This window comes from Pseudomonadota bacterium, from assembly GCA_038533575.1.
In the GTDB taxonomy this organism is placed as follows: domain Bacteria; phylum Pseudomonadota; class Alphaproteobacteria; order Rhodobacterales; family Rhodobacteraceae; genus Shimia_B.
Genome location: JBCAYL010000001.1, coordinates 845,521 through 871,656 on the forward strand (window position 1 = coordinate 845,521; position 26,136 = coordinate 871,656).

The 26,136-nt window shown below is 67.1% G+C and carries 25 protein-coding genes; 10 read left to right on the plus strand and 15 right to left on the minus strand.

The annotated features are described in order from the left end of the window. Positions 1–360: 360 nt before the first annotated feature. Both AAFM92_04360 and AAFM92_04365 read left to right on the plus strand, forming a co-directional pair. The gene (locus AAFM92_04360; GenBank protein MEL7299598.1) at positions 361–2,757 is read left to right on the plus strand and encodes a Hint domain-containing protein; all 2,397 of its coding nucleotides are present in this window, start codon (positions 361–363) and stop codon (positions 2,755–2,757) included. 359 nt (positions 2,758–3,116) lie between these two features. Continuing rightward, on the plus strand, positions 3,117–5,516 hold the full coding sequence (locus AAFM92_04365; protein MEL7299599.1) for an FAD-dependent oxidoreductase: 2,400 nt from the start codon (positions 3,117–3,119) through the stop codon (positions 5,514–5,516). A gap of 101 nt (positions 5,517–5,617) precedes the next feature. On the opposite strand, the gene AAFM92_04370 is transcribed toward AAFM92_04365, so the two are convergent. Continuing rightward, positions 5,618–5,857 carry a hypothetical protein gene (locus AAFM92_04370; protein MEL7299600.1) on the minus strand — a complete coding sequence of 80 codons (240 nt, stop codon included), beginning with the start codon at positions 5,855–5,857 and terminating at the stop codon, positions 5,618–5,620. Then, on the minus strand, positions 5,854–6,999 hold the full coding sequence (locus AAFM92_04375) for an aromatic ring-hydroxylating dioxygenase subunit alpha (protein MEL7299601.1): 1,146 nt from the start codon (positions 6,997–6,999) through the stop codon (positions 5,854–5,856). Before AAFM92_04375 ends, AAFM92_04370 begins: the two co-directional genes overlap by 4 nt. A 322-nt stretch (positions 7,000–7,321) precedes the next feature. Here AAFM92_04375 and AAFM92_04380 point away from each other — a divergent pair, with 322 nt between their 5' ends. Further along, positions 7,322–7,579 (plus strand): hypothetical protein, encoded by a 258-nt coding sequence (locus tag AAFM92_04380; protein MEL7299602.1) that lies wholly within the window; start codon positions 7,322–7,324, stop codon positions 7,577–7,579. Between the two features lie 56 nt (positions 7,580–7,635). Here the strand turns inward: AAFM92_04380 and ilvN are convergent, their stop codons facing one another. Together ilvN and AAFM92_04390 are read right to left on the minus strand one after the other, a co-directional pair. Further along, positions 7,636–8,202, minus strand: coding sequence for an acetolactate synthase small subunit (gene ilvN, locus AAFM92_04385; GenBank protein MEL7299603.1), 567 nt, complete (start codon positions 8,200–8,202; stop codon positions 7,636–7,638). A gap of 58 nt (positions 8,203–8,260) precedes the next feature. Further along, a complete protein-coding gene (locus AAFM92_04390) occupies positions 8,261–10,003 on the minus strand; it encodes an acetolactate synthase 3 large subunit (GenBank protein MEL7299604.1) in 1,743 nt (580 codons plus the stop codon). 359 nt (positions 10,004–10,362) lie between these two features. Here AAFM92_04390 and AAFM92_04395 point away from each other — a divergent pair, with 359 nt between their 5' ends. Both AAFM92_04395 and AAFM92_04400 read left to right on the plus strand, forming a co-directional pair. Beyond that, the gene (locus AAFM92_04395) at positions 10,363–10,734 is read left to right on the plus strand and encodes a hypothetical protein (protein MEL7299605.1); all 372 of its coding nucleotides are present in this window, start codon (positions 10,363–10,365) and stop codon (positions 10,732–10,734) included. Positions 10,735–10,849: 115 nt separating this feature from the next. Next, complete coding sequence (locus AAFM92_04400) at positions 10,850–10,978, plus strand: hypothetical protein (GenBank protein ID MEL7299606.1); 129 nt, start codon at positions 10,850–10,852, stop codon at positions 10,976–10,978. Between the two features lie 35 nt (positions 10,979–11,013). Here the strand turns inward: AAFM92_04400 and AAFM92_04405 are convergent, their stop codons facing one another. Genes AAFM92_04405 through AAFM92_04415 form a run of 3 tightly spaced genes read right to left on the minus strand, consistent with a single transcriptional unit; the run spans position 11,014 to position 14,050 of the window. Beyond that, on the minus strand, positions 11,014–11,646 hold the full coding sequence (locus tag AAFM92_04405) for a response regulator transcription factor (GenBank protein ID MEL7299607.1): 633 nt from the start codon (positions 11,644–11,646) through the stop codon (positions 11,014–11,016). Further along, positions 11,643–13,061 carry a cache domain-containing protein gene (locus tag AAFM92_04410; protein MEL7299608.1) on the minus strand — a complete coding sequence of 473 codons (1,419 nt, stop codon included), beginning with the start codon at positions 13,059–13,061 and terminating at the stop codon, positions 11,643–11,645. The genes AAFM92_04405 and AAFM92_04410 overlap by 4 nt, the downstream gene beginning before the upstream one ends. A 29-nt stretch (positions 13,062–13,090) precedes the next feature. Then, positions 13,091–14,050 (minus strand): homocysteine S-methyltransferase family protein, encoded by a 960-nt coding sequence (locus tag AAFM92_04415; protein ID MEL7299609.1) that lies wholly within the window; start codon positions 14,048–14,050, stop codon positions 13,091–13,093. A 199-nt stretch (positions 14,051–14,249) separates the two neighbouring features. Here AAFM92_04415 and AAFM92_04420 point away from each other — a divergent pair, with 199 nt between their 5' ends. From AAFM92_04420 to AAFM92_04430, 3 genes are all read left to right on the plus strand, one after another. Then, complete coding sequence (locus AAFM92_04420; protein ID MEL7299610.1) at positions 14,250–15,332, plus strand: twin-arginine translocation signal domain-containing protein; 1,083 nt, start codon at positions 14,250–14,252, stop codon at positions 15,330–15,332. 160 nt (positions 15,333–15,492) lie between these two features. Beyond that, entirely contained in the window at positions 15,493–16,386 is an 894-nt protein-coding gene (locus AAFM92_04425; protein ID MEL7299611.1) for a TRAP transporter small permease subunit, read from the plus strand. Positions 16,387–16,401: 15 nt separating this feature from the next. Next, positions 16,402–18,753 carry a TRAP transporter large permease subunit gene (locus AAFM92_04430; GenBank protein MEL7299612.1) on the plus strand — a complete coding sequence of 784 codons (2,352 nt, stop codon included), beginning with the start codon at positions 16,402–16,404 and terminating at the stop codon, positions 18,751–18,753. A 35-nt stretch (positions 18,754–18,788) separates the two neighbouring features. Here AAFM92_04430 and AAFM92_04435 read toward each other — a convergent pair whose 3' ends face one another. The 6 genes from AAFM92_04435 to AAFM92_04460 form a co-directional block, all read right to left on the minus strand. Continuing rightward, complete coding sequence (locus tag AAFM92_04435; protein MEL7299613.1) at positions 18,789–19,190, minus strand: VOC family protein; 402 nt, start codon at positions 19,188–19,190, stop codon at positions 18,789–18,791. Further along, positions 19,187–20,023 carry an arginyltransferase gene (locus tag AAFM92_04440; GenBank protein MEL7299614.1) on the minus strand — a complete coding sequence of 279 codons (837 nt, stop codon included), beginning with the start codon at positions 20,021–20,023 and terminating at the stop codon, positions 19,187–19,189. Before AAFM92_04440 ends, AAFM92_04435 begins: the two co-directional genes overlap by 4 nt. 97 nt (positions 20,024–20,120) lie before the next feature. Then, positions 20,121–20,570: an RDD family protein gene (locus AAFM92_04445; protein MEL7299615.1), complete on the minus strand. Its 450-nt coding sequence runs from the start codon at positions 20,568–20,570 to the stop codon at positions 20,121–20,123. A gap of 81 nt (positions 20,571–20,651) precedes the next feature. Next, positions 20,652–21,053 (minus strand): DUF2852 domain-containing protein, encoded by a 402-nt coding sequence (locus tag AAFM92_04450; GenBank protein ID MEL7299616.1) that lies wholly within the window; start codon positions 21,051–21,053, stop codon positions 20,652–20,654. Between the two features lie 176 nt (positions 21,054–21,229). Next, positions 21,230–21,694, minus strand: a complete 465-nt coding sequence (locus AAFM92_04455; GenBank protein MEL7299617.1) for a DUF2852 domain-containing protein — start codon at positions 21,692–21,694, stop codon at positions 21,230–21,232. A 99-nt stretch (positions 21,695–21,793) separates the two neighbouring features. After that, positions 21,794–22,276 carry a YbaK/EbsC family protein gene (locus AAFM92_04460; GenBank protein MEL7299618.1) on the minus strand — a complete coding sequence of 161 codons (483 nt, stop codon included), beginning with the start codon at positions 22,274–22,276 and terminating at the stop codon, positions 21,794–21,796. Positions 22,277–22,347: 71 nt separating this feature from the next. Between AAFM92_04460 and AAFM92_04465 the strand changes: the two genes are divergently transcribed. Both AAFM92_04465 and AAFM92_04470 read left to right on the plus strand, forming a co-directional pair. After that, positions 22,348–25,071 (plus strand): glutamine-synthetase adenylyltransferase, encoded by a 2,724-nt coding sequence (locus AAFM92_04465; GenBank protein MEL7299619.1) that lies wholly within the window; start codon positions 22,348–22,350, stop codon positions 25,069–25,071. A 20-nt stretch (positions 25,072–25,091) separates the two neighbouring features. Then, complete coding sequence (locus AAFM92_04470) at positions 25,092–25,358, plus strand: hypothetical protein (GenBank protein MEL7299620.1); 267 nt, start codon at positions 25,092–25,094, stop codon at positions 25,356–25,358. Here the strand turns inward: AAFM92_04470 and eda are convergent. Both eda and AAFM92_04480 read right to left on the minus strand, forming a co-directional pair. Continuing rightward, on the minus strand, positions 25,350–25,988 hold the full coding sequence (gene eda / locus AAFM92_04475; protein MEL7299621.1) for a bifunctional 4-hydroxy-2-oxoglutarate aldolase/2-dehydro-3-deoxy-phosphogluconate aldolase: 639 nt from the start codon (positions 25,986–25,988) through the stop codon (positions 25,350–25,352). The genes AAFM92_04470 and eda overlap by 9 nt on opposite strands. Beyond that, positions 25,978–26,112: a hypothetical protein gene (locus AAFM92_04480; GenBank protein ID MEL7299622.1), complete on the minus strand. Its 135-nt coding sequence runs from the start codon at positions 26,110–26,112 to the stop codon at positions 25,978–25,980. The genes eda and AAFM92_04480 overlap by 11 nt, the downstream gene beginning before the upstream one ends. Positions 26,113–26,136 lie beyond the last annotated feature (24 nt).

Below are 26,136 nucleotides of genomic sequence, written 5' to 3' on the forward strand. Positions count from 1 at the left end.
GTCGCACACGGTTCGTGACGTTGCTGTTTGTCGCGGGGGTTCGTGAGCATCGCTGGCGCGCAAGCGCCGTATGGCGGAGTGCCGTGATCTGATCACGGTCGAGCTCGCGTGGCATCGCACTCTCCCAACTCGGACTCTGTGAGTGATCGCTCCTGGGCTGATCTGCTTCTGGGTCCGGCGGGGCGTAGACGTGTGAGGATGTCCGCAGTGAGTATGTGGCAAGACTTCTTTTCCGGTGCCGGGGGGCGGATGCCCACCATGCGTCTGCGTCCCAAGGGGCCGTCCACGGACGGGTACAGAGTAGCTCGGCTCGAGCGGGTGGCGCGCTGCCCGCTGGCGGGGGCCTAAGGAGACGGCGTGATGAGCAAGACCCATTATCATATCAATTTCAATGGCTTCCACGCCGGAGACAAGATCGACGACGAGCTCCAGGATCAGGGCATCACGATCTCGGCGACCGACCTGCACGGCAATCCCAAGGACGCGATGATCTTTGACACGAGCCACCCCACCGGGGAGGACGACGATCTCGCCACCGACACGCTGGGCAACGTGCTCATCATCTCCGAGGATGGTGACAGCAGCGACCCCGACGACGAGGCCGATGGCGGCATCTTCACCATCGACTTCGAAAACGAGGCCAAGGTGAAATCGCTGACCTTCCTCGACATCGAGGAGAGCGCGTGGGTCAAGTTCTTCGACGCGCACGGCAATCTCATCAAGACCGTGGATATCCACGGCAAGGACGACAACGAGATCTTCACCAAACACTTCAACGTGGACGGTGTGCAATCGATGATGGTGATCCTCAACGGGTCCGGCGCCATCGACAACCTCAAGTATGAAGCGGAGCCCGTGGCGCAGCTCGACGGCATCGTCGAAGGCACCGATGACGGCGAGCTCATTGACGAAGATTACCTCGGCGACCCCGATGGCGACCGCATCGACAACAACGACGCCATCCTCCCCGGCGAGGACAAGCAGGACGATATCGTCTTCGCGGAGGGCGGCAACGACACGATCGAAAGCGGCAAGGGCGATGACGACATCTTCGCTGGCAGCGGCGACGACTCCGTCGTCGCGGGCAAGGGCGATGACATCATCCGCGGCGGGGCGGGCGATGACACCGTCTATGGCGGCACCGGCAACGACACCATCTTCGGCGATGACGGGGCCCCCCGCCACGAGATCTTCAAGTGGTCGAACGAGGCGGATTTCGGCAACGACGTCGCCACCGACGGCTTCACGCAGGATACCGGCGCGGCCGAGATCACCTTCGATTTCACGACGAGCAACGATCACCAGGTCGACACCCAGTTCGAGACGACGCGGCAGAACACCGACGACCTCGATCCGAAGGTCGGCGACCGCTCCTCGCTCGAAAGCGTGCTCAACGGCGATCACAACAGCGCCACCTACACGTGGTCATCCTCGCGCCCGCTCGAGGACGTGGAATTCCGCATCAATGACATCGATGGCGACGGGCGCGTCGTCGTCCGCGCCTACGATCCGCACGGGAACCCGATCCAGGTCGTGCTGAGCGATGCGGGCTCGGGCCTCAAGCTCAAAGATGACGATCACGTGCCCGGCGCTGAAACCGCCAAGAGCAAGGACGACAATTACCGCCCCGACGATGCGGCGGAACATTCCGTGCTCGTCACCATCCCCGGGCCGGTCTCCCGCTGGGAGGTCGATCACGAGCAGGACGGTGACAACAATACCGGCGTCAACTTCACGGACATCGTCTTCAACATCGCGCCCGATCCCGGCGCGCCCGGCAATGACAGCCTCGTGGGCGGTGACGGCGAAGACGTGATCTTCGGTCAGGACGGCAATGACACGATCATCGGCGGCGCGGGCGCGGACAAGCTCAGCGGCGGAGACGACCGTGATGTCTTCAAGGCCGGCGATGTCGATGAGAACGGCGATCCCGTCGACCCCGCCGAGAATGCCGGAAGCTTTATCGGCGACACGGTCGATGGTGGCACGGGCGGCGATGATTTCGATACGCTCGATCTCACCGGCACAACGAGCGAGGGCGGCTCCCTCGAGATCATCCGCGATGGAAGGGATCCGGACGGAGACTCCGATTTCGGCCGCGTCCTCTACTTCGACGACGAGGGCAATCTCGAGGGCCAGCTGACCTTCAAGGAAATCGAGAACATCATCGTATGTTTCACGCCCGGCACGGCCATCGCCACGCCCCGCGGCGAGCGCGCGGTCGAGAGCCTGAAACCCGGCGACAAGGTCATCACCCGCGACAACGGCATCCAGGAAATCGCATGGACCGGCGCGCGCACGTTGAGCCCCGAGGAGCTCGCCCGCGCGCAGGAGATGCGGCCCGTCCTCGTGAAGGCCGGGGCCCTCGGCCACGGGCTGCCGGAGCGCGATATCATCGTGTCTCCCCAGCACCGGATGCTCATGGCGAGCGACAAGACCCAGCTCTACTTCGAAGAGCGGGAGGTTCTCGTGGCCGCCAAGCACCTCGTGGGCATGGACGGCGTCACCCGCCTCGGGGACGTGGAGACGACCTATGTCCACTTCATGTGCGAGAGCCATGAGGTGGTGCTTTCCAACGGGGCCTGGACGGAGACGTTCCAGCCCGGCGACTACACCTTGGGCTCCATGGGGCGGGCCGCGCGCGACGAGATCTTCGCGCTCTTCCCCGAGCTCAAGACCCAAGCAGGCCTCATCGATTACGTGGCCGCGCGGAAGTCGCTCAAACGGCATGAGGCTGCGCTTCTTATCGCGAGTTAGGTCCTCCCGGATGCATATCCCGCGGGGCAGCTGCCAATTTGAGCCCGGGGATGTGACGCTCGCAGATGAGAAATGTAGCCCGCGCGGGGCCTTGGGGACTTCCGGCCCCGCGCGACTTGAAGCCCGGACCGCCGCTCCATGGGGGGAGTGCCGCGGCCGGGCTTCACCCGTTTCGGAGCCTGGGTGGGCGCGCTTGTGCAGGGCCTCGGCCCGCGCCCTCCTGCGGGCCGAGGCTGCGGTCGTCTTCAGCGGGATGCCGCACCGCCGGTGAAATCGGCATTTCAGCCCCCGAAAATGTCGCGTTGAGGACAGGCCCCCGCCTGCGTCCCGCTAGGCTGGGCGGCGAGGAGGAGGCAGCGATGAAATCCCATGCCCAGGCGGTCGTGATCGGCGGCGGAGTGATCGGGTGCTCGATCCTTTATCATCTGGCAAAGCTCGGCTGGCGGGACGTGATGCTCCTCGAGCGCGATGAGCTGACCTCCGGCTCCACATGGCACGCCGCCGCCAATATCCACGGGCTCCACGACAACACCAATATCTCGCGGCTCCAGTCCTATACGATGCGCCTTTACAAGGAGCTCGAGGAAGAGACGGGGCAGGGCTGCGGGGTGTTCCAGCCCGGCAGCCTCTACCTCGCGCAGACCGAGGCCCGCGAGCACCAGCTCAGGCTTCAGGCCGCCAAGGCGCGGCTCTACGGGATGGCCTTTCACGAGGTGAGCCGGGCGGAGGCGGAGGCGCTGCATCCGCTCGTCGATTTCGAGGGCATCCGCTGCATCATGTTCGAGCCCGAGGGCGGCAACGTGGACCCGTCCGGCGTCACGCAGGCCTATGCGGCGGGCGCGCGCGCCATGGGCGCGGAGGTCCACCGCTTCACGCCCGTGACGGCGACGGTGCCCACCGCGCGGGGCTGGCGCGTGGAGACGCCCCGGGGCGATATCGAAGCCGAGTGGGTGGTCAATGCCGCCGGTCTCTGGGGGCGCGAGGTGGCGAAGATGGCGGGCATCACGCTGCCGCTCCTGCCCACCGAGCATCAGTATTTCGTGACCGAGACGATCCCGGAGATCGCCGCCCTCGATCGCCGCCTGCCGTCGGTCGCCGACCGCGACGGGGAGTACTATCTCCGCCAGGAGGGGCAGGGGCTCCTCGTCGGGGCCTACGAGAAGGACGTGCGCCTCTGGGCCGAGGCGGGCACGCCCCAGGGCTTCGGGCACGAGCTCTTCGCCGATGATCTCGAGCGCATCGAGGAGAACATGCTGCGCGCCATCGAACGTGTCCCCGCCGTTGGGGAGGCGGGCATCAAGCGGGTCATCAACGGGCCCATGATCTGGTCGCCTGACAGCGCGGCGCTTTACGGGCCGCACCCCGATCTCAGGAATTACTTCCTCTGCACCGGCATGATCCCCGGCTTCTCGCAATCGGGCGGCATCGGCCTGTCCGCCGCGCAGTGGATGGTGGAGGGCGAAAGCCACCAGGACATGTTCGGTTGGGACGTGGCGCGCTTCGGCGACTGGGCCGGTGCCGATTTCACCAGGGCCCGCGTGAAGGACCAATACGCCAACCGCTTCGCCATCCACTTCCCGGGCGAGGAACGCGCGGCCGGCCGCCCACAGCGGATGCGCCCCGCCCATGCCCGCCAAAAGGCGCTCGGCGCGGTCTTCGGGCTCAATTACGGCTGGGAGCACCCGCTCTACTATGATGCCGACACGCCCGACAGCGCGGGCTTCGACCGCCAGCCGTGGTTCGCCGCCGTGGGCCGCGAATGCCGGATGCTGCGGGAGGCCGCCGGGATCATCGACATCTCGAACTTCGCCAAGTACAGAGTCGCCGGGCCCGGGGCGGAGGCATGGCTCAACGCCGTCTTCGCCAATTACGCGCCGCGGGCCGTGGGCCGCTCCTGCCTGACCCCGCTCATCGGCAAGCGCGGCGGGATCGCGGGGGATTTCACGATCACGCGCACCGGCGCGGAGGATTTCCTCGTCATCGGTTCGGGGATGGCCGAGCGCTATCATCAGCGCTTCTGGAAGGAGGTCCCGCTGCCTGAGGATACCACCTTCGAGAGCCTCACCGAGGCGCTCTGCGGCTTCAACGTCGCCGGGCCACGGGCGCGCGATCTCCTCCAGCGGCTGACAAATGAGAGCCTCGCGACCGAGGATTTCCCCTTCATGCGGTCAAAGCAGATCACGCTGGCGGGCGTGCGCCTCACCGCGCTCCGCGTCTCCTTCACCGGTGATCTGGGCTGGGAGTTGCACTGCGCCGAGGCCGATCAGGACGCGCTCCTCGCCGCGCTTCTCGAGGCGGGCAGGGAAGTGGGGGCGGGCCCGGTGGGCTCCCGCGCGCTCATGTCGCTCAGGCTCGAGAAGGGCTACGGCTCCTGGTCGCGAGAGTATTCGCCCGAGTACTGGCCCCAGGAAGCGGGCCTCGCGCGGCTCATCAAGATGGACAAGGAGTTCCTCAACAAGGCCGGCTACGCGGCCATCGCCGGGGCCCGGCCGCGAGAAACGCTCCAGATCCTCGAGATCGATGCGCGCGAGGCCGATGCCTCCGGCGGGGAGCCGATTTTCGCCCCCGACGGGACGGGGCTCGGGCGCGTCACCTCCGGCGGCTACGGGCACGGCGTGGGCGCCTCCCTCGCACTGGCCTACCTGAGCGCGGTCCCCGAGGACCGGCAGGTGGATGTCATGATCCTCGGCCGGGCGCACCGGGCCCGCGTCCTCGAGCGCGCGCCCTTCGATCCGGAGGGCGCCCGCCTGCGGGCCTGACCCGGCCCACACTCGAGCGCCAATCCGGGCTTCATCATGACCCGTTTCTTTGTGCCCCGTACCTCGGGGAGCGCGAGGGGCTGGCCCCTCGCTCCTGCGCGCTAAATCCGTCCCGCCGCCCGCAGCCGTGCCCGAAGCCCCGCCGCGCGCGGATCCCCGGCCTCGAGCGCGAAGATGTAGGCCTGCGTGAGAAAGAACATCTCCGCGTCCATCTCCGGTTCCCGGTCCGCCGCCTCGGTATAGAGCGCCACCATCCCGGGCCCGTCGCCCGCGTCATGGGCCGCGAGGAGCGCGGTGTGCAGCGCGCTCGGGTGGCTCTGGTCGAGCGCAGCAGACGTCACGAGGCGGCCTGCATCCGCGCCGCGACCCAGTCGTGGAAGCAGTGGGTGGGCCCATCCATGGCGGGCGAGAAGCGGCCACCGTCGAAATCGGGCGCGGCGCGCCCCGCCTGCATCCCCTCGACGACGAAGATGTCCTCCTCGAAGACGTCCTTCCACGTGGCCGCGTTCGTCTCGCGGTTGGCGCGGCTGGTGTCGTCGGAGGCGTAGTAGAGATGGATGTGCTCGCGCGTGCGGTCATGGGCTACGGGTTCGAGCACGATGGCGAAGGCATGGTCGCGCTGCGCGCCGAGGAGCACGTTGGGGTAGACGGCGATGTATTCGGCGCCGGTGTCCCACTTCTCCGAGAGCCCCGCGAAATCGGGGAAGGCGGGGCCGTCCTCGGTTTCGAATTGCCGGTAGACGAGGGTGCCCTGGCCCGAATAGCGACCCGGCGCCTCGATGTTGTAATGATCCTCGAGCCGGGAATAGGCATTGAGCCCGGGATGCACCCAGGGCAGGTGATAGCTTTCGCAGTAGTTCTCGACGGCGAGCTTCCAGTTCGTGGCCACTTCGAGCGTGAAGTGGCTCTCCGCGCCGCCGTGGTGCAGGGGCTGATCGTGCTCCACCCAGCGGGCCATGAGGTCGCCATGGACCTCTGCGAAAGGCGGCGCATCGCCCGAGATGTTGACGAAGACCACGTCGCGCCAGACATGGGAGCGCACTTCAATGAGGCCGAGCGTGGCCCGGTCGATCCCCTCGTGGGTGTTCCGGCCCGGGCCTCCCACATGGGGCGTGCTCACGAGATCGCCCGTCGTCGCGTAGCACCACGAATGGTAGGGGCACCGGATCGCCCCGGTGATCCTCTTTGGCTCGGAGACGAGGATCATGCCGCGGTGGCGGCAGATGTTCTGGAAGACGCGCACATCCCCCGCCTTGTCGCGCAGGAGGAGGAGCGGAATGCCGAGGAAGGTGAGGGGTCGCGCGTCGCCCGGCTCTGGGATGTCGGCAGCCACGGCGAGGCCCGCCCAAGTGGAAAGGAGCGTGGCCTTCGCCTCCTCTGCGAAGAGTGCGGGGTCGGTGTAATGGGCGTTGGGCAGCCCGTGGGCCTGCGCGATGGGGCGGCGGACCGCGTCGAGCGCGGAGGCGTCGAGATCTCTGGCCATGGCGTGTCTCCCTCCCTTCGTTGGGCCCTAGAGTAGCCGCTAGCCAGCCCAGCGGGCGCGCTTGCCGACGACCTGCCCGTGTCGCGGAGCGACCAGTCCACCGGCGGCGATCCGCGCCGTGCGCCCGCCGGGGCAGGCAGTGCTCCGCCCAGCCGGGGTGGGGGCGTTTGCGGCGGCGGATTCCCGTGCACGGGCGGGGCGGGTTTGAGCAGGCAAGCGTGCGTTTTGGCCCAACCGCCCGCCGGCCCTCGCGCCGGGCGGCGCGGCGGATCAGGGTCGGCGCACCTCCTCTGAGAAGGAGGACAGGACCAAGGAGAAACCCATGACCAACCTCATTCGCAGACTTGCCCTCGCCACCGCGTTCGCGGGGCTCTCGATGCCTGCCATGGCGCTGACGATCGATGCCGAAACCGATCTGAACGCCGACGGGCTCCTGAGCCTCGAGGAGATGCAGACGGCGATGCCCGAACTCACGGAAGAGATGTTCATCCTCATCGACATCACCGAGGACGGCCTCGTGGATGCGGACGAGCTGGCGCAGGCGGAGGAAGCTGCGCTTCTTCCCGTCACGGACGGCTGAGGGCAGGCGTCCCGCTGCCGGGCACGCCCCCGGAGTCCGGCAGCGGGGCTTTTCGCCTAGACGACGGTGCCGCGCGCGAGGGCGGCGACGCCGGTGCGCGCGATCTCGTCGAGCCCGAGGGGCCGCATGAGATCGGCGAAGGCGTCGATCTTCTCCGGCGCCCCGGTGACCTCGAAGACGAAGCTTTCGAGCGTGGAATCCACGACCGAGGCGCGAAAAATATCGGCGAGGCGCAACGCCTCCACGCGCTTGTCTCCCTGGCCCGTGACCTTGAAGAGTGCGAGCTCGCGCTCCACGGCGGGGCCTTCCACGGTCAGATCATGGACATCATGAACGCTCACGATGCGTCCGAGCTGCGCGATGATCTGCGTGATGATCTGCGGCGTGCCGATCGTCACGATGGTGATGCGGGAGCGGTGACCGGTGTGATCGACCTCGGCCACGGTAAGGCTTTCGATGTTGTAGCCGCGCCCCGAGAAGAGCCCGATCACGCGCGCGAGCACGCCGGGCTCGTTTTCCACTATGACGGCCAGCGTATGCCGCTCTTCCACATCCGAAAACGTGGGGCGGAGGTTGTAGGCGCTGTGGCTCGTCGCGCCTTTCTTGATCTTGAGTGCTGACATCGGTCTTTCTTTCGTTTGTCTGCCACGGGGTCAAAAGTTGCCCCGAGAAAGCGGTGCCCTAGACGAGCACGCTGCCCTTCGCATCAATCGCGCCCTCGGTGGAGGCCTCGCCCAGAAGCATCTCGTTGTGGGCCTTGCCCGACGGGATCATCGGGAAGCAGTTTTCGTGCTTCGTCACGCAGCAGTCAAAGATGACCGGGCCGTCATGGGCGAGCATCTCCATGATCGCGTCGTCAAGGTCGGCCGGATCCGAGCAGATGATGCCCTTCGCGCCGAAGGCCTCCGCCAGCTTCACGAAATCGGGCAGCGCCTCGGACCATGAATGCGAGAAGCGCCCGCCGTGCAGCAGGTCCTGCCACTGGCGCACCATGCCGAGGCGTTCATTGTTCAGGATGAACTGCTTCACGGGCAGCCGGTACTGCACCGCCGTGCCCATCTCCTGCATGTTCATGAGCCAAGAGGCCTCGCCCGCCACGTTGATGACGAGCGCGTCCGGGTGCGCGAGCTGGACGCCGATGGAGGCGGGGAAGCCGTAGCCCATCGTGCCGAGGCCACCGGAGGTCATCCACTGGTTCGGCTCCTCGAAGCCGAGATACTGCGCGGCCCACATCTGGTGCTGGCCCACCTCGGTGCAGATGAAGCGGTCCTTGCGGTGTTTCGTCAGCGCTTCCAGCCGCTCAAGCGCATATTGCGGTTTGATCGTCTCCTTGGAGGCCGCGTAGTCGAGGCAGCGCACCTCGCGCCAGCTCTCGATCTTCTGCCACCACTTCTCGAGGCCCGCGCCGTTGGTCTTGCGGCCCCGGCTCTTCCAGACCTTGAGCACGTCCTCGAGGACATGGCCCACATCGCCGAGGATCGGGATGTCGACCTTGATGACCTTGTTGATCGAAGACGGGTCGATATCGATATGGGCCTTCTTCGAGCGCGGCGAGAAGGCATCGATGCGGCCGGTGATGCGGTCGTCGAAACGCGCCCCGATGTTGATCATCAGATCGCAGTCATGCATCGCGAGGTTGGCCTCGTAGAGGCCGTGCATCCCCAGCATGCCGAGCCATTTCTCGCCCGAGGCGGGATAGGCGCCGAGCCCCATGAGTGTCGAGGTCACCGGGAAGCCCGTCGCCTCCACCAGCTCGCGCAGGAGCTGGCTCGCCGCGGGGCCCGAATTGATGACGCCGCCGCCGGTATAGAAGATCGGGCGCTCCGCCTTTTCCATGGCCGACACGAGATCGGTGATCCCCTCGATGTCGCCCTTCACCTGCGGGTGGTAGTGCGACTGGACCTTCTGGGGCGGCGTGTAGGTGCCGGTGGCGAACTGGATGTCCTTCGGGATGTCGATGAGCACGGGGCCGGGGCGGCCGGAGGTGGCCACGTGAAACGCCTCGTGCATGACCTTGGGGAGCGTGTCCGTCTCTTTCACGAGCCAGTTGTGCTTCGTGCAGGGGCGCGTGATGCCCACGGTGTCGGCTTCCTGGAACGCGTCAGAGCCGATCATGAAGGTGGGGACCTGGCCCGTCAGCACGACGATGGGGATCGAATCCATGAGCGCATCGGTCAGGCCCGTGACAGCATTGGTGGCGCCGGGGCCGGACGTCACGAGCACGACACCGGGCTTGCCCGTGGAGCGCGCATAGCCTTCGGCGGCATGGACCGCGCCCTGCTCGTGGCGCACGAGGACATGGCGAATGTCGTTCTGCTGGAAGACTTCGTCATAGATCGGAAGCACGGCCCCGCCGGGGTAGCCGAATACGACGTCCACACCCTGATCCTTCAGGGCCTGAACCACCATCTTTGCTCCGGTCATCTGCGCCATGTTCTCTCTCCGCTCTGGCATTCGGTCACAAAAAAGCCCCCGGGGGTCAGTCGGGGGCGCATGGGATCGTTATGGTCAACCGTTACCGGCCCATGCGCCTTATTCCTACAAGTACGACGACGTCGAACATCGCGATCCTCCGAGTGCGGGGACGTTATGCATGGCGCGGGGATGGGGTCAACACCGTCTGTAGGAAATATCGCGGAAAGAGCAGGCCGCGCAATATTATTTCAAGATCTCCCCTGGCGTGTTTTCCGGCGACGGGAATTTTGCGTGCTTCGCGCCTGCCGCGCGCTACCTACGGTTTATCGAATTTCAGGACTGAGTTTGCCGCCCGGGAGGCGCCCGCCGTGATGATACAAAACACCTTGGTCGCAGCGGCCGCCATCGCTGCCTCGGTGGGCATGCCCGCCTGTTGCACAACGCTCGATGTCCTTGATTTCACGGCCCAGGTGCGCGGCAAGGCGCTCCTGCTGGAGGCCCGGGCCGGGGAAGCGCTCACGACCCTCGTCTTCTACGCGGACGGCTCGGCCTCCGCACAATCCGGGGCAGGGGTCTGGGAGGGCATCTGGCGCGGCGCGGGCACCGAGCTCTGCTACAGCTTCGATGCGGGCCCGCGCGCGGGGAGCACCTGCGTCGAAGTGGCCGGGCGGGCGGACGGGCAATATGCCGCCTCGAACGGGGATGTCATGCGCCCGGTGGCGAGCGCGATGCGCTTTTGATGCCTTCGCGAGAGCGAGCCGCACGGGCGCCGCGCGATCTCGCCGAATACTTCTAAACTATATTGTTCAGTTTTGGCGGGTGTGCTAATCTCTCTTCACGGTGAAGGAGGTTCCCATGATCCGTGGTCTCGTCAAAATGAAGCATAGCGACCGCTACCGCGCGCCGCTCCTTGCCGCACTCCTCCTCGTTGGTCTCGGCCTGCCAAAGCTCGCCTCGGCTGCCGCGATGAGCTGTGCGTTTTAACACGCTGAAAAGACGTCAGTTATTAGCTTGAGCGCCTAGCGGCCCGTGCCCTGCAGCACGCCGTGCTCCATGGCGTAGCGGGTGAGGCCCGCGGTGGTGCTGATCCCGAGCTTGCGCTTGATGTTCTTGCGGTGCGTCTCGACCGTGCGCACGGAGATGTCGAGCGTGCGCGCCACTTCCTTGTTGGACTGGCCCTGTGCGAGCTCGAGGAGGATGGTCTGCTCGCGGCTGGTGAGCGGCTCGCGCCCGTCCCGCGTGGACGGGGCGAAGGCGCCCTCGGCCCCGGTGCAGAGGTATTGCCCGCCGGCCATGACCGTGTCGATGGCGGTCTTGATCTCCTCGGTGGGCACGTCCTTGAGGAGATAGCCCCGCGCGCCGTGATTGAGGGCGGTGGAGATGTATTCGGGGCTGTCATGCATGGACAGGATCAGGATGCGGATGTCGGGGTGCTTCTCGAGGATCATCTCCGTGGCCGCGAGCCCCGAAACCTCGGGCATGTTGAGATCCATGAGGATGACATCGGGCGCCGCGGCGCCGACCTCCGCCACTGCCGCGCGGCCATTGCCGAGCACGCCCACGACCTCGAGATCGTCATACCCTTCGAGGATCGCCTCGATCCCCTCGGCCACCATGGGGTGGTCGTCCACGATGAGCACGCGGGTCGTCATGCGGCGCCTTTCTTCGTGTCGCTGCGGTCCGGCGAGAGCATGTGCGAGAGCGGCACGTTGGCCTCGATCACCGTCCCCCGGCGGGAGGAGAGGATGCGGAGCGTCCCGTTCAGCTTTTCCACCCGCTCTTCCATGTTGCGCAATCCGAGGCCGGAGCGGGGATCGCCGCGGCGGTCCTCGCTGAGCCCGCGCCCGTTGTCGGAGATGCGCATGCGCGCGCCGCGGCGGTTGCCCTCGAGCGAGAGCGTGACCTCGGTGGCCTGGGCGTGGCGCTCGATATTCGTGAGCGCCTCCTGGGCCACGCGGTAGAGCGCGATCTTGGCCTCGTCGTCGAGCCGGTTGCGGAAGACCACCGTTTTGAAATCCGTGGCGATGCCCGTGCGCGCGCCGAAATCCTCCACCAGCGCCTTGAGCGCGGGGCCGAGGCCGAGATCGTCGAGCACGCCGGGGCGCAGGTCGCGGCTGATGCGTCGCACCTCCTGGATCGCGCCCCCGAGGGCGTCGATCCCCCGGTCGATATTGTCCTTGGCCCGCACATCGCCGTTCACGAGCCGCCGCCGCCCGGCCTCCAGCGCGTAGCGCACCGAGACGAGGATCTGGCTGATCCCGTCATGGAGCTCGCGGGCCACGCGGCTGCGCTCTTCTTCCTGCGTGTCGAAGATGCGCTGCGTGAGGTCCTTGAGCTTCACATCCGCCCGGCGGCGTTCGCGGATGGTGATGTAGAGCCCGCTCAGGAAGACGAGGAGGAGCGCCAGCGCGGTGATCGCGCCGATCTGCATGAACGTGCGGTCGATGCGCGCTTCCATGTCCGCGCGGGCGGCGGCCACCGTTTCGAGCACGTCGTCGATGAAGACGCCCGTCCCCATGACCCACTGCCAGGAGGGGAGCGCGGTGACATAGGCGATCATCTCGGCTTCCTCGCCGGTGGAGGGCTTGGGCCAGAGGAACGTGTGATAGCCCGCGCCGGTGCGGCCCACGTCTATGAGGAGGTCCGTGATGGGCGTGCCCATGCTGTCCGTCCGGCCCGAGAGGTCCTGCCCGATAAGCTCGGTCTGACGCGGCGAGACGAGCATCGTCCCGTCATAGTCGTACACGAAGTAGAACCCATCATCGCCGTAGATCATGGCCGAGAGGATCTGGCTCACGCGGTCCTTGGCGTCCTCGTCATCGGGGGCGGCATTGCCGTAGGTCCAGAAGAACGAGTTCCGTGCGAGGGTGACGTAATTCTGGAGCTCGGCCTTCTTGGCCTCGAGGAGCTCGGTCTCCAGCGCCTTGATCTCGCGCTCGGCTAGAGCGCGGGACTGATCGGTGACGATGAGCCCGGTGAGAGCCACCGCGAGGACGAGCGGCACCGCCGCCAGAAAGACGAGCTTCTGGGCGTAGGATAGATGTAACGGCGCGAATGCCCTCCCCATGGGGTGCGTTCTTGCCCGATCCGGCCGGGTCAGGCAACGGGCAGCGCGCGCGCCGCCTGTGCGATCTCGGCCATGTGACGCATATCTGTCCCGCAACATCCGCCGAGGACCGTAAGATGCGGAAATCGCTGCCGAAGCGCGGCCATCTGCTGGCCGAGTTCGACCGGGTCCCCGTCATCGAGGTGCTCTGCCTCGTCGAGCTCGGCATGGGAGCAGCGGGAGGCGTTGACGATGAGGCCGCGGAGCCGGTCCATCCAGGGGGCAGGCTCGAGCGTGTCGCCGAAGTGATCGGGATGGGCACAGTTGATCATGAAGTAGGCGGCTTGGCCCGCTGTGGCCGCGTCCACCTCCGCGATGGCCGCGCCGAGGGGCTGGCCGGTGGGTAGCGTGCCGTCGGTTTCCACCGTGAAGGAGATGACGACCGGCAGGCCCACGGCCCGGGCCGCGCGCACGATGCCGATGGCCTCCGCAGGATAGGCCAGCGTGTAGGCGCTGATCACATCGACCTCCGTCTGGGCGAGGGCCGCAATCTGCTCCGCGTGGTAGGCCTCCGCCGTCTCTGCCGACATCTGGTCGGCCGGCGCATAGGCATCGTCGCGCGGACCGATATTGCCGCTGAGGATGATGGGCCCGCCAGTCTTGCCGGACACGCGCGGCGCGCGGTCCCTCAAACCCGCCATCATGGCCAGCGCATCGCGATTGATGCGCAGCACGTCGGCCGGCGCGTAGCCGATGCCCGCCGCGCGATCGCGATTGGCCATCCATGTCGGGCTTTCGAGAATGACGCCCGTCCCCGCCCGCGCCCCGACGTCGAGGAGCTCGGCCATGGACGTCTCGAGCAAGGCGCGGCCCTCCGCCGTCTCCATGAGGGGAAAGGAGGCGAAGCCCGGCAGATCGACGCCTTTGTTGAAAATCAGGTCGGTTTCGATGCCGGCATGGGCCAGCATCAGATCGCCGTACCGGGCCAGCAGAGCGCTTTGCGACGTCATGGCCATCCTCCCGTTTTTCGCCAGTGTACACGCCATTGTCGGCATCTCCAAAGCGCGGCCCGATGGGCGGGCGGCCCCTGACTACGTAGTGCTGGGTATTGTGGCCCGCGCGCGCTTCGCTAGGGTCCGCGCCACTTGCAACGATCAGGCTGCGCGTGAGTCGGGTATTGCCCGCGCGCAGCTTAACGGGAGGAAATCTATGGATCGTCGTTCATTCCTTAAAACGTCCGCGCTTGGCGGCGCCACCGCCGCCCTCGCAGCCCCGGCCATCGCCGCGGGCCATGCGCGCACGCTCACCATGGTCACGTCCTGGCCCCGCGGCTTCGCGGTGCTCGATGACGCGGCCACCTACTTCAACGAGGCAGTCGACGCGATGTCGGGTGGGGAACTGCTCATCGAGAAGAAGGCACCGGGCGAGCTTGTGGGCGCGTTCGAGGTCTTTGACGCCGTGTCGTCGGGCCAGGCGGACCTCTACCACTCTGCTGACTACTACTTCATCGGTCAGCACCCGGGCTACGCGTTCTTCACGGCCGTGCCCTTCGGCGCCACGGCGCAGGAGCTGACGAACTGGTACCACCACGATGGCGGCCAGGAGCTCCATGACGAGCTCGGCTCCATCTTCGGCCTGAAGTCGCTTCTCGCCGGTAACTCGGGCTCCCAGTCCGGTGGCTGGTTCCGCAACGAGATCAACTCCGCCGACGACCTCGCTGGCCTGCGCTTCCGCATGCCGGGCCTCGGTGGCCAGGTGCTCGGTCGTCTCGGGGTGTCCGTCCAGAACATTCCGGGCGGCGAACTCTACCAGGCGCTCAGCTCCGGTGCTCTCGACGGTCTCGAGTGGGTCGGTCCCTTCGCGGACGAGCGCGCGGGCTTCCAGGAAGTGGCGAAGGTCTACTACACCGCGGGCTTCCACGAGCCGGGCTCGGGCCTCGCGGCGGGCATCAACCTCGACGTCTGGGAAAGCCTCGAGCCGAAGCACCAGGCCATCCTCGACAACGCCGCCAAGGCCACGACGCACTACCAGCTCAGCCAGACGCTGGCCAATAACGGCGCCGCTCTCGAGCGTCTCCAGGCCCAGGGTGTGCAGACGCTGCAATTCCCCGATGACGTCTGGGATGCCTATGGCCGCGCCTCCGCCGAGGTGCTCGACGAGAACATGGGTGACGAGCTCTTCGCGCGCATCCGTGCCTCCTTCGACGCGTCGCTCGCGAAGTCCTCGGACTGGCTTCAGAAGTCCGACGCCGAGTTCGTGCGCCAGCGCAACCGCGTGCTCGCGGCGGGCTAAGCGCCTCTCTCACAGCCAGGGCCCGATCGCCGGGCCCTGGCGCCCAAGACTTTTCGCAAAAGTCTTTGCCCGCAGGGCCACCGCCGCGCTGGCGAAGACTTTTCCCAAAAGTCTTCCGACCCCGGGAGGGTCGGCAATAAAATGACAGGGGGAACTGCCCATGGAGGCTCTCAGCTGGTTCTTCACGAACCTGGCCCTTGGGTTCTACAACACCTTTTACGCGCTGACCCATCCCGCATCCTGGCTCAACTGGTCGGATCCGCAGGCGGTCATGCGGTTCATCTATTACGGCGGCTCGGTGGAGTTCTTCTTCGCCATTCTCGCCATCTTCCTGACCGTGACCGCCGTGGGCTTCTGGAAGACCGGGTTCATGTGGGGCTTCGTGCGGGGCTCCGAGGCCATCGCCAACACCGTGGGCCGCTTCGCCGCCTGGGCAGGGCTCCTGATGGTGCTCCAGCAGGTCGTCATCGTCGTCATCCAGCGGATCTTCCTCGAGGCGCAGATCTCCTTTGCCTTCGGGATCGACTTCACAAAGGACATCTCCTGGTATGCCGAGGAGCTGAAGCTTTATAACGCCATCATCGTCTGCCTCTGCTGCACCTACACCTTCGTGCAGGGCGGCCACGTGCGGGTGGACCTGATCTACTCGGCGGTGAGCTATCGCACCAAGCGGGTGATCGACATGGTGGGCTCGCTCTTCCTGATGATCCCCTTCGCGGTGCTGGCGTGGATGTATTCCTGGTACTTCATGTGGCGCCACCTCGTGACGCCCAAGGTTTCGGCCTCCGACACCCTGGAGCGCCTCGTGGACGGCAAATCCCGCGCGTTCCGCTGGAACGTGGAAACGATCGGCTTCAGCCCCCAGGGCTTCAATGCCTACTTTCTCTTCAAGGTCCTCCTGATCGTGCTCATCGGGCTCATCTTCTTGCAGGCGGTGACCTTCTTTTACCGGTCCTATCTCGAGTGGAAGGAAGGCCCAGAAAGCGAGGGCCGCTTTCTCGACAAGGACAAGCTCGGCGACGAAGAGGCTGAGCTTGCCGCAGAAATTCACTAAAAAAGGGCAGGGGTCATGTTTGGACTAGACGGCGTCGAGGTCGGCCTTCTCATCGTATTCCTGTGCCTGTTCGGCTCGATCCTGTCGGGGTTCCCGGTGGCCTTTGCCATCGCGGGCTCGGCGGTCTTGTCCTTCGGGATCATCGCGGGGCTCGACAGCGCGGGGCTGCTCATCCACGCGGCCATCGACACGACGACGGCGGAGTATTTCGCGCTCGTCAATGACGGTGTCGCCCGGGAGAGCATATCGATCTTCCGATACCCGGAATTACCGAGAATCGAGGAACCCGTGTTCCCTAGCGGCTGGGAACAGGCGATGGACCGCAACATCTCCTTCCTCGTCAACCGCATCAACGAGCGCGTGCTCGCGGGCCAGTCCATCGAGACGCTGCTGGCCGTCCTCATGTTCGTGCTCATGGGCATCACGCTCGAGCGCTCGAAGATCGCCAATGACCTGCTGACGACCATGGCCAAGGTCTTTGGCCCTCTGCCGGGCGGCCTCGCCGTTTCCGTCGTCGTCGTGGGCGCGTTTCTCGCCGCCTCCACGGGCATCGTGGGCGCCACTGTGGTCACGATGGGGCTCCTGTCGCTACCCACCATGCTGCGCAACAATTACTCGCCGGAGCTTTCCACCGGCGTCATCGCGGCCTCGGGCACGCTGGGCCAGATCATCCCGCCCTCCATCGTGATCGTGCTATTGGGCACGCTCGCGGGCGATCTCTACAGCCGCGCGCAGGAAGAGCGTGCGCAGTCGGTGGGCTGCACCGACGCGCTGACCTATCTGGGCGAGCCCGCGGTGGTCTCGGTGGGCACGCTCTTCCAGGCCGCGCTCTTGCCGGGCATCCTCCTCGCGGGGCTCTACGCGGCCTACGCCTTCATCTTCGCGCTCTTCAACCCGTCGAAGGCGCCCGCCGTGGAGCTGGGCGATGGCGGCGGCGAGGTCGTGACGCGGAACGAGGCGCTGAGCTGGTTCGTGGCGGCCCCCGTCGCGCTCATCGGCGGGGCGATCCTCCTCGGCCAGGTGGGCGTGATCGGCAGCCAGGACATCTCCGTCTCCTCGCGCACCGCGCTGCAGGAGGGCGCGTCGCTCCGCACCAACGTCTCCGAGCCCTGCGCGGCGGCGATGATCGAGCTGCACGGCGAAGAGGCCTGGAACACGGCCCTGGCCGAACAGGCCGCCATCGACGAGGCCGGCGGGATCCAGGACAGCCGCGCGCTTTCCGAGGAGGAGCTCGCCGCGGCCATCACCGACCGCATCGCAGCCGCCGCGCCTATCGGCGGCGGGCTTGCGACGGGGTTCATCCTTTTGGCGCTCGTGCTCACCACGGCGCGGGGCGTGGCGCCCAGCCAGGATTTCCGGCCCCTCGCCATCGGATTTGCGGGCGTGGCGCTGGCCATCCTCGTGGATGCCGTCCTCCTGCCGCCGGACATGACGGCGGGGCCGCGGCTCGTGCTTCTCGCGATCCCGCTTCTGCTGACGCTCTACGGCTGCACCGAGGCGGTGAAACGCCTGGCCGCCAACGAGCTCATCCGCGTGGTCTTCCCGCCCCTCGTGCTAATCGTGGCCGTTCTGGGCTCCATCCTCGGCGGCATCACCAACCCGACACCGGCGGCCGCCCTCGGCGCGGCGGGGGCGATCATGCTCGCCGCCTACCGCAAGCTCGGCGATCAGAACCGGAGCCCGCGGGTCATCCTCGGGGCGTCCTTCGCCCTCGTGATCATGCTGCTTCTCGGGGTGAACTTCGATCTCCGCCTGGGGCAGGAGATGGTGCTCGTGGAGAACCGCATCGCCTATGTCGCGGCCATGGCGGCCTATCTCTACGCGATGTTCGGCCTGCTCTTCGCCTGCTGGGTGCTCTTCTCGGGAGGGGTGCTGAGCCCGGTCGTGCGCGAGACGGCGAAAGTGACCTCGATGGTCTTCACCATCCTCATCGCCTCCCAGCTTCTCAACCTCGTGGTCATCTCCTTCGGCGGGGAGCACTACATCCAGCAGTACCTGCGCAGCTTCGACGAGGAATGGCGGGTCTTCCTGATCGTGATGATCATCATGTTCATCCTGGGCTTCGTGCTCGACTTCCTCGAGATCATCTACATCGTGGTGCCCATCGTGGGCCCGGTCATCTATGGCGGGTCGCTCGATCCCAAATGGGTGACGATCATGATCGCGATCAACCTGCAGACCTCGTTCCTGACGCCGCCTTTCGGCTTCGCGCTCTTCTACCTGCGCGGCGTGGCGCCGCGGGAGGTGACGACGGGACATATCTACCGAGGCATCATCCCCTTCGTGCTGATCCAGGTCTTCGGTCTCGCGCTGCTGGCGACGTTCCCGGGCATCGTGACGATCGTCCCGGACCTCATCGGGAACTAAGTGGACTGAGCTCCCGAGGGAGCGGGGGGGCGCCTTCAGCCCCCCGCCGCGTCCGCGCGTTCGAGCAGGTCCCAGCGGTTTCCGAACGGGTCCCGCCAGACCACGACCATGCCATAGCTCTCGCGGCGCGGCGTTTCCTCGAAGGTGACGCCTCGCGCCTTCATGCGGGAATACTCCGCCTCGAAATCGTCGGTCTGGAGGAAGAATGCCACGCGGCCCCCGGCCTGTCGCCCGATGCTCTCGGCCTGGCCACTGTCGGCGGCCCGCGCGAGGAGGAGCTGCGCGCCGCCGCCTGGCGGGGCCACGAGCACCCAGCGCTTGCCGCCGCCGAGGTCGATATCGGCCGTGACGGTGAACTCCATCACGCCCGCGTAGAAGGCGAGGCCTGCGTCGTAATCGGGAACAACGAGGGTGACGGCGTGGAGGCGGGTGCTCAAGACTTCCCGCGGGCCGGGCGCACGTCAGGCAGGCTGATCTGCGCGACCTGCTCTGCGATGGGCTCCACGGCGAGGGGGTCCACGTCGGTGGCGTAATCGTCGGGATCCGTGAGCGGGGTCCACTGCCCTTGCCGGTAGATCTCCACGCCCTGGAAGCGCGCCTTGTATCCCATCTTGTCCGAGCCGGGGACCCAGTAGCCCAGGTAGACGTAGGGCAGGCCGGCCTCGCGCGCGATCTTCACGTGATCGAGGATGATGTGCGTGCCGAGCGAGCGCCGCTCCAGCCCAGGCTCGTAGAACGAGTAGACCATGGAGACACCGTCATCGAGGACGTCGGTCAGGCAGACCGCCGTCAGCGTGTCCCGCCCGCCGTTATCCGGCCGGTGGTATTCCACGAGGCGGGTGCGGATCGGGGTCTCCTCAATCATCGCGGCGAACTCGAAAATGTCCATGTCGGCCATGCCGCCCTCGGCATGGCGCGTGTCGAGATAACGGCGAAAGAGGTCAAACTGATCCTCCGTGGCCCACGGCGCGGTGGCCTGCCGGACGAGATCGCCATTGCGCTTGAGCACCCGCTTCTGGGAGCGCGACGGTGCGAAATTGGCGATGTTGATCCGGGCCGAGAGGCAGGCAGAGCAATCCGCGCAGGACGGCCTGTAGAGCACGTTCTGAGAGCGGCGGAAGCCCTGCTTTGACAGGCTGTCGTTGAGCATCTCCGCGGTGTCGCCCTGCAACGCCGTGAACAGCTTCCGCTCCATGCGCCCCTCGAGATAGGGGCATGGCTGCGGCGCCGTCACATAGAATTGTGGCGCGAGGGGGACGGAGTGGCGCATCGTGGCTCCGAGTGTGGATCACCTCAGAAGCCTAGCAACGCGCGCTCACTCTGCAAGGGGAAAGATCAAATCGAGGTGACTGCCTGCATATCGCCGCTCAGGCGCGGGCCATCCTGTTGAGCGCGACGGTCCCGAAGAAGAAGTCCGTCAGGCTCTGCCCGCGGGGGGTCGTGAGCATGAGGATGATCGACAGAAACTGCACCGGTGCGAGCGCCACGGAGACATAGAACCCTGCCGTGTGGAGCACCGCGTCCCCGAAGGAAAAGGCCTCACCATCGTGGCGGCGGAGCTCGATGCCCGTGAGGCGCATGCCCCAGGTGGCGGAGCGATTGGCCAACGTGGTCACGCGGTAGAGAAAGCCTACGACCGTCACCACGAAGAGGAAGACGAAGAAGAAGAGCCCGAGGCTCAAGAGCGAGACCAACACTGCGGCGATGAGGATCACGAGAAGGTCCACGATGAAGGCCACGAGGCGCTTGAACGGGACCCCGGCGTAGAATCCGGCCTGCCGGTCGGGATCGGGGAGGTTGGCATAGGGAACGGTCATGGGTCTCTCGGGACTCTGTCTTGCGTGGCCCCGGGCCAGACATGTGCCGGGCCTTGGGGCTGTGTTTATGCGGGGGGATGATCAGTCGCTGGCGTCGCTCGCGATCTTGGCGCGGGCATCCATGAAATCATCGAATTCCGTCTTGTCCTTGGCCGCGCGAAGCCGCTCGAGGAAGCCGTCGAAGGCCACCTGCTCCTGCTCGAGCCGCTCGAGGAGCTCGCGGCGGTAGGCGTCGAAGCTGGCATTGCCGCTCGAATGGACTTCCTTGCGCGCCTCGGCGCGGGGGCCGAGCTTGTCGAGCGCCTCGTCCACCGGAGTGCCGGTCTGGATGCCGGAGAGGCGGAGCCAGACGATCCCGAGAAAGGCGGTGAGCACCATCCCGAGGAACGTGGAATTGACGATGGCCACGATGGACACGGGCAGGGCGAAGATGCCGAAGAGCAGGATGGAGAAGTTATGGGCGCGGGGCGGAGCTTTTGTCATGGGGCCGTGATCTGAAATGGATGCGGATGGGGAAAGGCTATCGTGCTGAAGGGTGGCAGTCATTATCGGCGTCACTTTCATGCGCAAAGGGTGCAGGGAAAGGGTGCAGGGTCGGGCTGCGGCGAGGTGTTCCGGAGTGCTTTGGGGGGCCGCTCAGGCGGCCCCCAAGGGTAGGCTCAGTGCTGGGTCTCGGGGCCCTTGTCACCGGTGTCGGTGCCATCGGTGCCCTCATCGGCCTTCTTGGTACGCTCGTCCATGAATTGGTCGAACTCGGCCTTGTCCTTGGCGGCGCGCAGGCGCTCGAGGAAGGCTTCGAAGCTTTCCTGCTCCTCTTCCAGCCGGCGCAGCGTGTCGGCCTTGTAGGCATCGAACGCGGCGTTGCCGGACGATTTCATGGCCGACGCGGCCGAGGACATGGACGCGGCGCGGCGGCCGCAGGACCACGGCGAGCGGGCCCATTTGTTGGTCATGGTCATGTAGATCACCAGGGCAAGGCCCACGGGCCAGAAGAGGATGAAGCCGAGCACCATGGCAGCAATCCATGCGCCGCGACCCCGTGCATCGAGCCAAGCCTCTGCGCGGGAAAACCAATTCGAGCGGCGAAACGCCTCGTCATGAGCGGCGGGGGCGAGGGTGGACATCGTGATCTCCTGTGGGGCGGTTGAAATAATGTGAATTGCTTTCACATCCCGAATATGTGAGCTCCCTCGGGCCGGGACAAGAGATAATGTGAAACTTTTTTACATTGATCCGGAAGTCTCAGTGACATCAACAACTTGCCCGCCCGTTATCTGGACGAGCTGGTGCGGAGTGAGGCCGAAAAGATGCCGTGGCGTGCCCGCTGCAGCGTAGATCCGCTCGAATCCGAGGAGGTGCGGGTCGATCCAGGCGGGCAGGGGCGTCGTGTGTCCCAAGGGGGAGACGCCCCCGATCGCAAAACCCGTCTGCGCGCGGATCACCGCGGCATCGGCCTTGCCAAGGGGCTCGCCCGCCGCCTGCGCTGCGCGCGCCACGTCCACCCGGTTGGCCCCTGAGGTCAGGAAGAGCTTTACCTGCCCCGTCTCGCGCCCGAGCAGGATGATGGAATTGGCGATCTGATCCACCAGACATCCGAGCGAGGCGGCGGCCTCGGCAGCGGTGCGCGCCGCGCCCACCTCTACGATCTCGGTGTCGAGGCCGATCTCCTCGAGGGCGCGCGCCACGCGCTTCAGGCTCTTTGACATCTCTCTCCTCCGCCGCGCGAGCCTAGCGGCCGCGCATTGACCTCGCCAGCCCCGCGCGCGTCTATGGCGCCATGACGCCCCCTGCCATCACCTGCTGGCCCGCGCCTTTCGAGCCCGACCGCGCCGCTGAGGTGGCTCGGCTCTACGATGCGGGCCCGTTGCGCGACCTGGCCGGTGGCGCGGCGGGCTGCAGCCCGTATCTCCACGGCATCCTGAGGGCGGAGGCGGACTGGATCACCGCGGCCATGGCCGCGCCCGAGGCCGCGCTCGACGCGCTGCTCGGCGATGCGGCCCCCGGGGCCATGCGCCGGGACAAGCAGCGCATGGCCGCGCTTGTGGCGCTCCTCGATCTGGGCGGGGCGTGGGACCTGGCACAGGTGACCGCCGCGCTCACCGATTTCGCCGATCGCGCCGTGGCGCGCGCCATCGACGCCGAACTCGCGCCGCTTCAGGCGCGCGGCAAGCTTTCCGGGGAGACCGGCCTCTTCGTGCTGGCCATGGGCAAGATGGGCGCCCACGAGCTCAACTACTCCTCCGACATCGATCTCATCTGCATGATGGACGATCACGGCCTCGACGCCGCCGAAGCGGGCACGCGGCGCAGCCTTCTCATTCGCGCGGTCCGCGCGGCCATGCGCCGGCTCTCGGAGGTGACCGAAGCGGGCTATGTCTTCCGCACCGATCTGCGCCTGAGGCCCGATGCCTCGGTGACGCCCGTCGTCGTCACCACGCGCTTTGCCGAGACCTATTACGAGGGCCTCGGGCGAACGTGGGAGCGCGCGGCCTTCATCAAGGCGCGCGCCGCGGCGGGCGACATCCCGGCGGGCGCGCGGTTTCTCGAGGCGCTGCGCCCTTTCGTCTGGCGGCGGCATCTGGATTTCGCGGCCATCGAGGATGCCCATGACATCCTGCGCAAGATCCGCGCCCATCACGGGCTCGCGGGCCCGATCACGCTGCCGGGGCACGACATGAAGCTCGGGCGCGGCGGCATCCGGGAGATCGAGTTCTTCGCCCAAACCCGGCAGCTCATCTCAGGCGGTCGCGACGGGCGGCTTCGGCACCGGGGGACGCTGGCCGCGCTGGCCGCGCTCGCGGAGGCGGGTTGGGTGGAGAGCGATGTCTCCGGCACGCTCGCTGCCGCCTACACGCGCCACCGCGAGGTGGAGCACCGGCTGCAGATGCTGCGCGATGCCCAGACCCACGTGCTGCCCCAGAGCGCGGAGGGCTTTGACCGGCTTGCGGCCTTCATGGGCACCACGCGCGCAGCGCTCGAGGCGCGGCTCAGGGACGATCTCGAGGCGGTGCACGCGCTCTGCGAGCCCTTCTTCGCGCCGCGCCCCGTGACGCGGGAGGAGGGCGCGGAGACGCCCGACTTCGGCACCGAGATCACCCGGCGCTGGCTGAGCTATCCCGCGCTGCGCTCGCCCCGGGCGGCGCGGCTCTTCGAGCGGCTGAAGCCGCGCATCCTGCACCGTCTGGGCGACGCGCGGGAGCCCGAGCGCGCGCTGGGGCACTTCGATGCCTTTCTGGCCGGTCTGCCCGCGGGCGTTCAGGTCTTTTCGCTCTTCGAGGCCAATCCGCAGCTCGTCGACCTCCTGACCGACATCGTCACCACCGCCCCGCGCCTCGCGGAGTACCTCGGTCGCAATGCGGGCGTCTTCGATGCGGTCATCGGCGGCGCGTTCTTCGAGCCTTGGCCCGGCGCGGCGGAGCTCGTGGCCGCGCTCAATCACCGGCTCGCGCGGGAGGGCGACTACGAGGCGCGGCTCGATGCGGCCCGGGCGTGGGCCAAGGAGATGCGCTTTCGCGTCGGCGTGCATCACCTGCGGGGCCTCGTGGATGCCGAGGAGGCCGGGCGGCAGTACGCCGATCTCGCGGAGGCGGTGCTGGCGGGGCTATGGCCTGTGGTGACGGGCGAGTTCGCGCGCAAGCACGGGCCGGAGCCCGGGCAGGGCGCGGCGGTGGTGGCCATGGGCTCGCTCGGCGCAGGCCGGCTCCACGCCGCCTCCGATCTCGATCTCATCCTGATCTACGATGCCGGGGCGGCGGAGGCCTCCGAGGGGCCGCGGCCGCTGCCCGTGCGCAGTTACTTCGCCCGGCTCACCCAGGCGCTCATCACCGCGCTGAGCGCGCCCATGGCCCAGGGGCGGCTCTACGAGGTGGACATGCGGCTGAGGCCTTCGGGGCGGAACGGGCCGGTGGCCGTCTCCGTGGCCTCCTGGGAAAGCTACCAGCAGAGCGAGGCCTGGACTTGGGAGCACCTCGCGCTCACGCGGGCGCGGGCCGTGGCCGGTAGCGTGCCGCTCGGGGCGCGGATCGAGGCCTTCCGCTGCGCGCTTCTCGCGCGACCCCGGGACGCAAGCGAGATCGCAAAGATCAAGACCGACGTGGCCGACATGCGCGCGCGCATCTTCGCGGCGCGGCCCGGCGCCGGGGGGCTCACCGCCAAGGATGGGCCCGGACGGCTCCAGGATCTCGAGCTTTTCGCGCAATCCCAGGCGCTTCTCAGCGGGCGCGATGCGCGAGACGTCGCAGGCCAGCTCTCGGATGTCGCGGATGCGGCGGACCTTCTCGCCCATGGCCGCCAGCTCTGGCAGGTGCGGGCCGGGGCCGCCCTCATCGGTCTCTCGGAGGCCCATGGTCAAGGCGTGGGACAGGCGGCGATGGCGTTCATCCTGCGCATCACGGGGCAGGAGAGCGAGGCGGCGCTGGTGGCCGCGCTGGAGGACGGTGCGGCGACGACCGTCGCACGGATCGAAGCCGCGCTTGCCGGCGCGGAGGCCGCGCCTAGCTGAGCGGCGAAAGGGAGACGCATATGGACCTGGCCGAGGCCGACCCCAAGGGGCTCATCCGCGAAAGTTACCGGATCGACGGGATCACCGGCGGCGAGTGCCGCTCGATCTTTCTCGATTGGGCGATCAGCGTCCCCGAAAGCGCGGACACGCTGGCGCAGGTGCGGTTTCTCATCGAGACCTACGCGGCGGACGCGCCGGGCCACCCGATGACGGAAACGCTGCGCGCCGCGCTCGAGGCGCCGCCCGTAACGGGCCGCCGGGGCGGACGGAAGGCGCGCCTAAGCTAAGCCCGCCGCTTCGCGCGCGAGGCCCTCGATGCGCGTCCAGTCGCCGGCCTCCACCGCGTCCTTCGGCGCGAGCCAGGAGCCACCAACGCAGACCACGTTGGGGACCGCGAGGTAGTCGGGCGCATTCGCCGGGCTCACCCCGCCGGTGGGGCAGAAGCGCACCTGCGGCAGGGGAGAGGCGAGGCTCTTGAGGAGCGCCGCACCGCCCGCGGCCTCCGCGGGAAAGAACTTCTGGATGGTGTAGCCCTGCGCGAGGAGTTCCATGACCTCGGTCGCCGTGGCCGCGCCGGGCAGGAGGGGCAGGTCATTGGCGATGCAGGCATCGATGACATCCGCCGTGGAGCCCGGGGAGACGCCGAACGTGGCGCCCGCGCCCTTGGCCTGCTCCACGTCGCGCCCGCTGAGAAGTGTACCCGCGCCCACGAGCCCGCCCTCGACGCCCGCCATCTCGCGGATGACATCGAGCGCGGCCTCGGTGCGCAGCGTCACCTCGAGCGCGGGCGCGCCACCGGCCACGAGAGCGCGCGCGAGCGGCGCGGCATGGGCAGCACTTTCCACGACGAGCACCGGGATGACGGGTGCCGCCGCGCAGATCTCGGCTGCCGCCGCGGATTGCTGTTCAGGAGTCATTTGCGTCTTCGATAATAACGTTTACGTGGATTATGGCGAACTTTGCGAGGTCTTCGCCTGGTGCGTAGTTCTCCTTGATGTGCTTCATTGCCTCTTCTTGCGTCTCAAAGGCTTTGGTCGTCATGAATGCACCGTGAGGTCCGACTAT

What these genes read in the sequence shown, in the direction of transcription:
- AAFM92_04360 (MEL7299598.1), top strand. Translation starts at nt 361, where the DNA reads ATGAGCAAGACCCATTATCATATCAATTTCAATGGCTTCCACGCCGGA.
- AAFM92_04365 (MEL7299599.1), top strand. Translation starts at nt 3,117, where the DNA reads ATGAAATCCCATGCCCAGGCGGTCGTGATCGGCGGCGGAGTGATCGGG.
- AAFM92_04375 (MEL7299601.1), bottom strand. Translation starts at nt 6,999, where the DNA reads ATGGCCAGAGATCTCGACGCCTCCGCGCTCGACGCGGTCCGCCGCCCC.
- AAFM92_04380 (MEL7299602.1), top strand. Translation starts at nt 7,322, where the DNA reads ATGACCAACCTCATTCGCAGACTTGCCCTCGCCACCGCGTTCGCGGGG.
- ilvN (MEL7299603.1), bottom strand. Translation starts at nt 8,202, where the DNA reads ATGTCAGCACTCAAGATCAAGAAAGGCGCGACGAGCCACAGCGCCTAC.
- AAFM92_04390 (MEL7299604.1), bottom strand. Translation starts at nt 10,003, where the DNA reads ATGACCGGAGCAAAGATGGTGGTTCAGGCCCTGAAGGATCAGGGTGTG.
- AAFM92_04400 (MEL7299606.1), top strand. Translation starts at nt 10,850, where the DNA reads ATGATCCGTGGTCTCGTCAAAATGAAGCATAGCGACCGCTACCGCGCG.
- AAFM92_04405 (MEL7299607.1), bottom strand. Translation starts at nt 11,646, where the DNA reads ATGACGACCCGCGTGCTCATCGTGGACGACCACCCCATGGTGGCCGAG.
- AAFM92_04410 (MEL7299608.1), bottom strand. Translation starts at nt 13,061, where the DNA reads ATGGGGAGGGCATTCGCGCCGTTACATCTATCCTACGCCCAGAAGCTC.
- AAFM92_04415 (MEL7299609.1), bottom strand. Translation starts at nt 14,050, where the DNA reads ATGACGTCGCAAAGCGCTCTGCTGGCCCGGTACGGCGATCTGATGCTG.
- AAFM92_04420 (MEL7299610.1), top strand. Translation starts at nt 14,250, where the DNA reads ATGGATCGTCGTTCATTCCTTAAAACGTCCGCGCTTGGCGGCGCCACC.
- AAFM92_04425 (MEL7299611.1), top strand. Translation starts at nt 15,493, where the DNA reads ATGGAGGCTCTCAGCTGGTTCTTCACGAACCTGGCCCTTGGGTTCTAC.
- AAFM92_04430 (MEL7299612.1), top strand. Translation starts at nt 16,402, where the DNA reads ATGTTTGGACTAGACGGCGTCGAGGTCGGCCTTCTCATCGTATTCCTG.
- AAFM92_04440 (MEL7299614.1), bottom strand. Translation starts at nt 20,023, where the DNA reads ATGCGCCACTCCGTCCCCCTCGCGCCACAATTCTATGTGACGGCGCCG.
- AAFM92_04445 (MEL7299615.1), bottom strand. Translation starts at nt 20,570, where the DNA reads ATGACCGTTCCCTATGCCAACCTCCCCGATCCCGACCGGCAGGCCGGA.
- AAFM92_04450 (MEL7299616.1), bottom strand. Translation starts at nt 21,053, where the DNA reads ATGACAAAAGCTCCGCCCCGCGCCCATAACTTCTCCATCCTGCTCTTC.
- AAFM92_04455 (MEL7299617.1), bottom strand. Translation starts at nt 21,694, where the DNA reads ATGTCCACCCTCGCCCCCGCCGCTCATGACGAGGCGTTTCGCCGCTCG.
- AAFM92_04460 (MEL7299618.1), bottom strand. Translation starts at nt 22,276, where the DNA reads ATGTCAAAGAGCCTGAAGCGCGTGGCGCGCGCCCTCGAGGAGATCGGC.
- AAFM92_04465 (MEL7299619.1), top strand. Translation starts at nt 22,348, where the DNA reads ATGACGCCCCCTGCCATCACCTGCTGGCCCGCGCCTTTCGAGCCCGAC.
- AAFM92_04470 (MEL7299620.1), top strand. Translation starts at nt 25,092, where the DNA reads ATGGACCTGGCCGAGGCCGACCCCAAGGGGCTCATCCGCGAAAGTTAC.
- eda (MEL7299621.1), bottom strand. Translation starts at nt 25,988, where the DNA reads ATGACTCCTGAACAGCAATCCGCGGCGGCAGCCGAGATCTGCGCGGCG.
- AAFM92_04480 (MEL7299622.1), bottom strand. Translation starts at nt 26,112, where the DNA reads ATGACGACCAAAGCCTTTGAGACGCAAGAAGAGGCAATGAAGCACATC.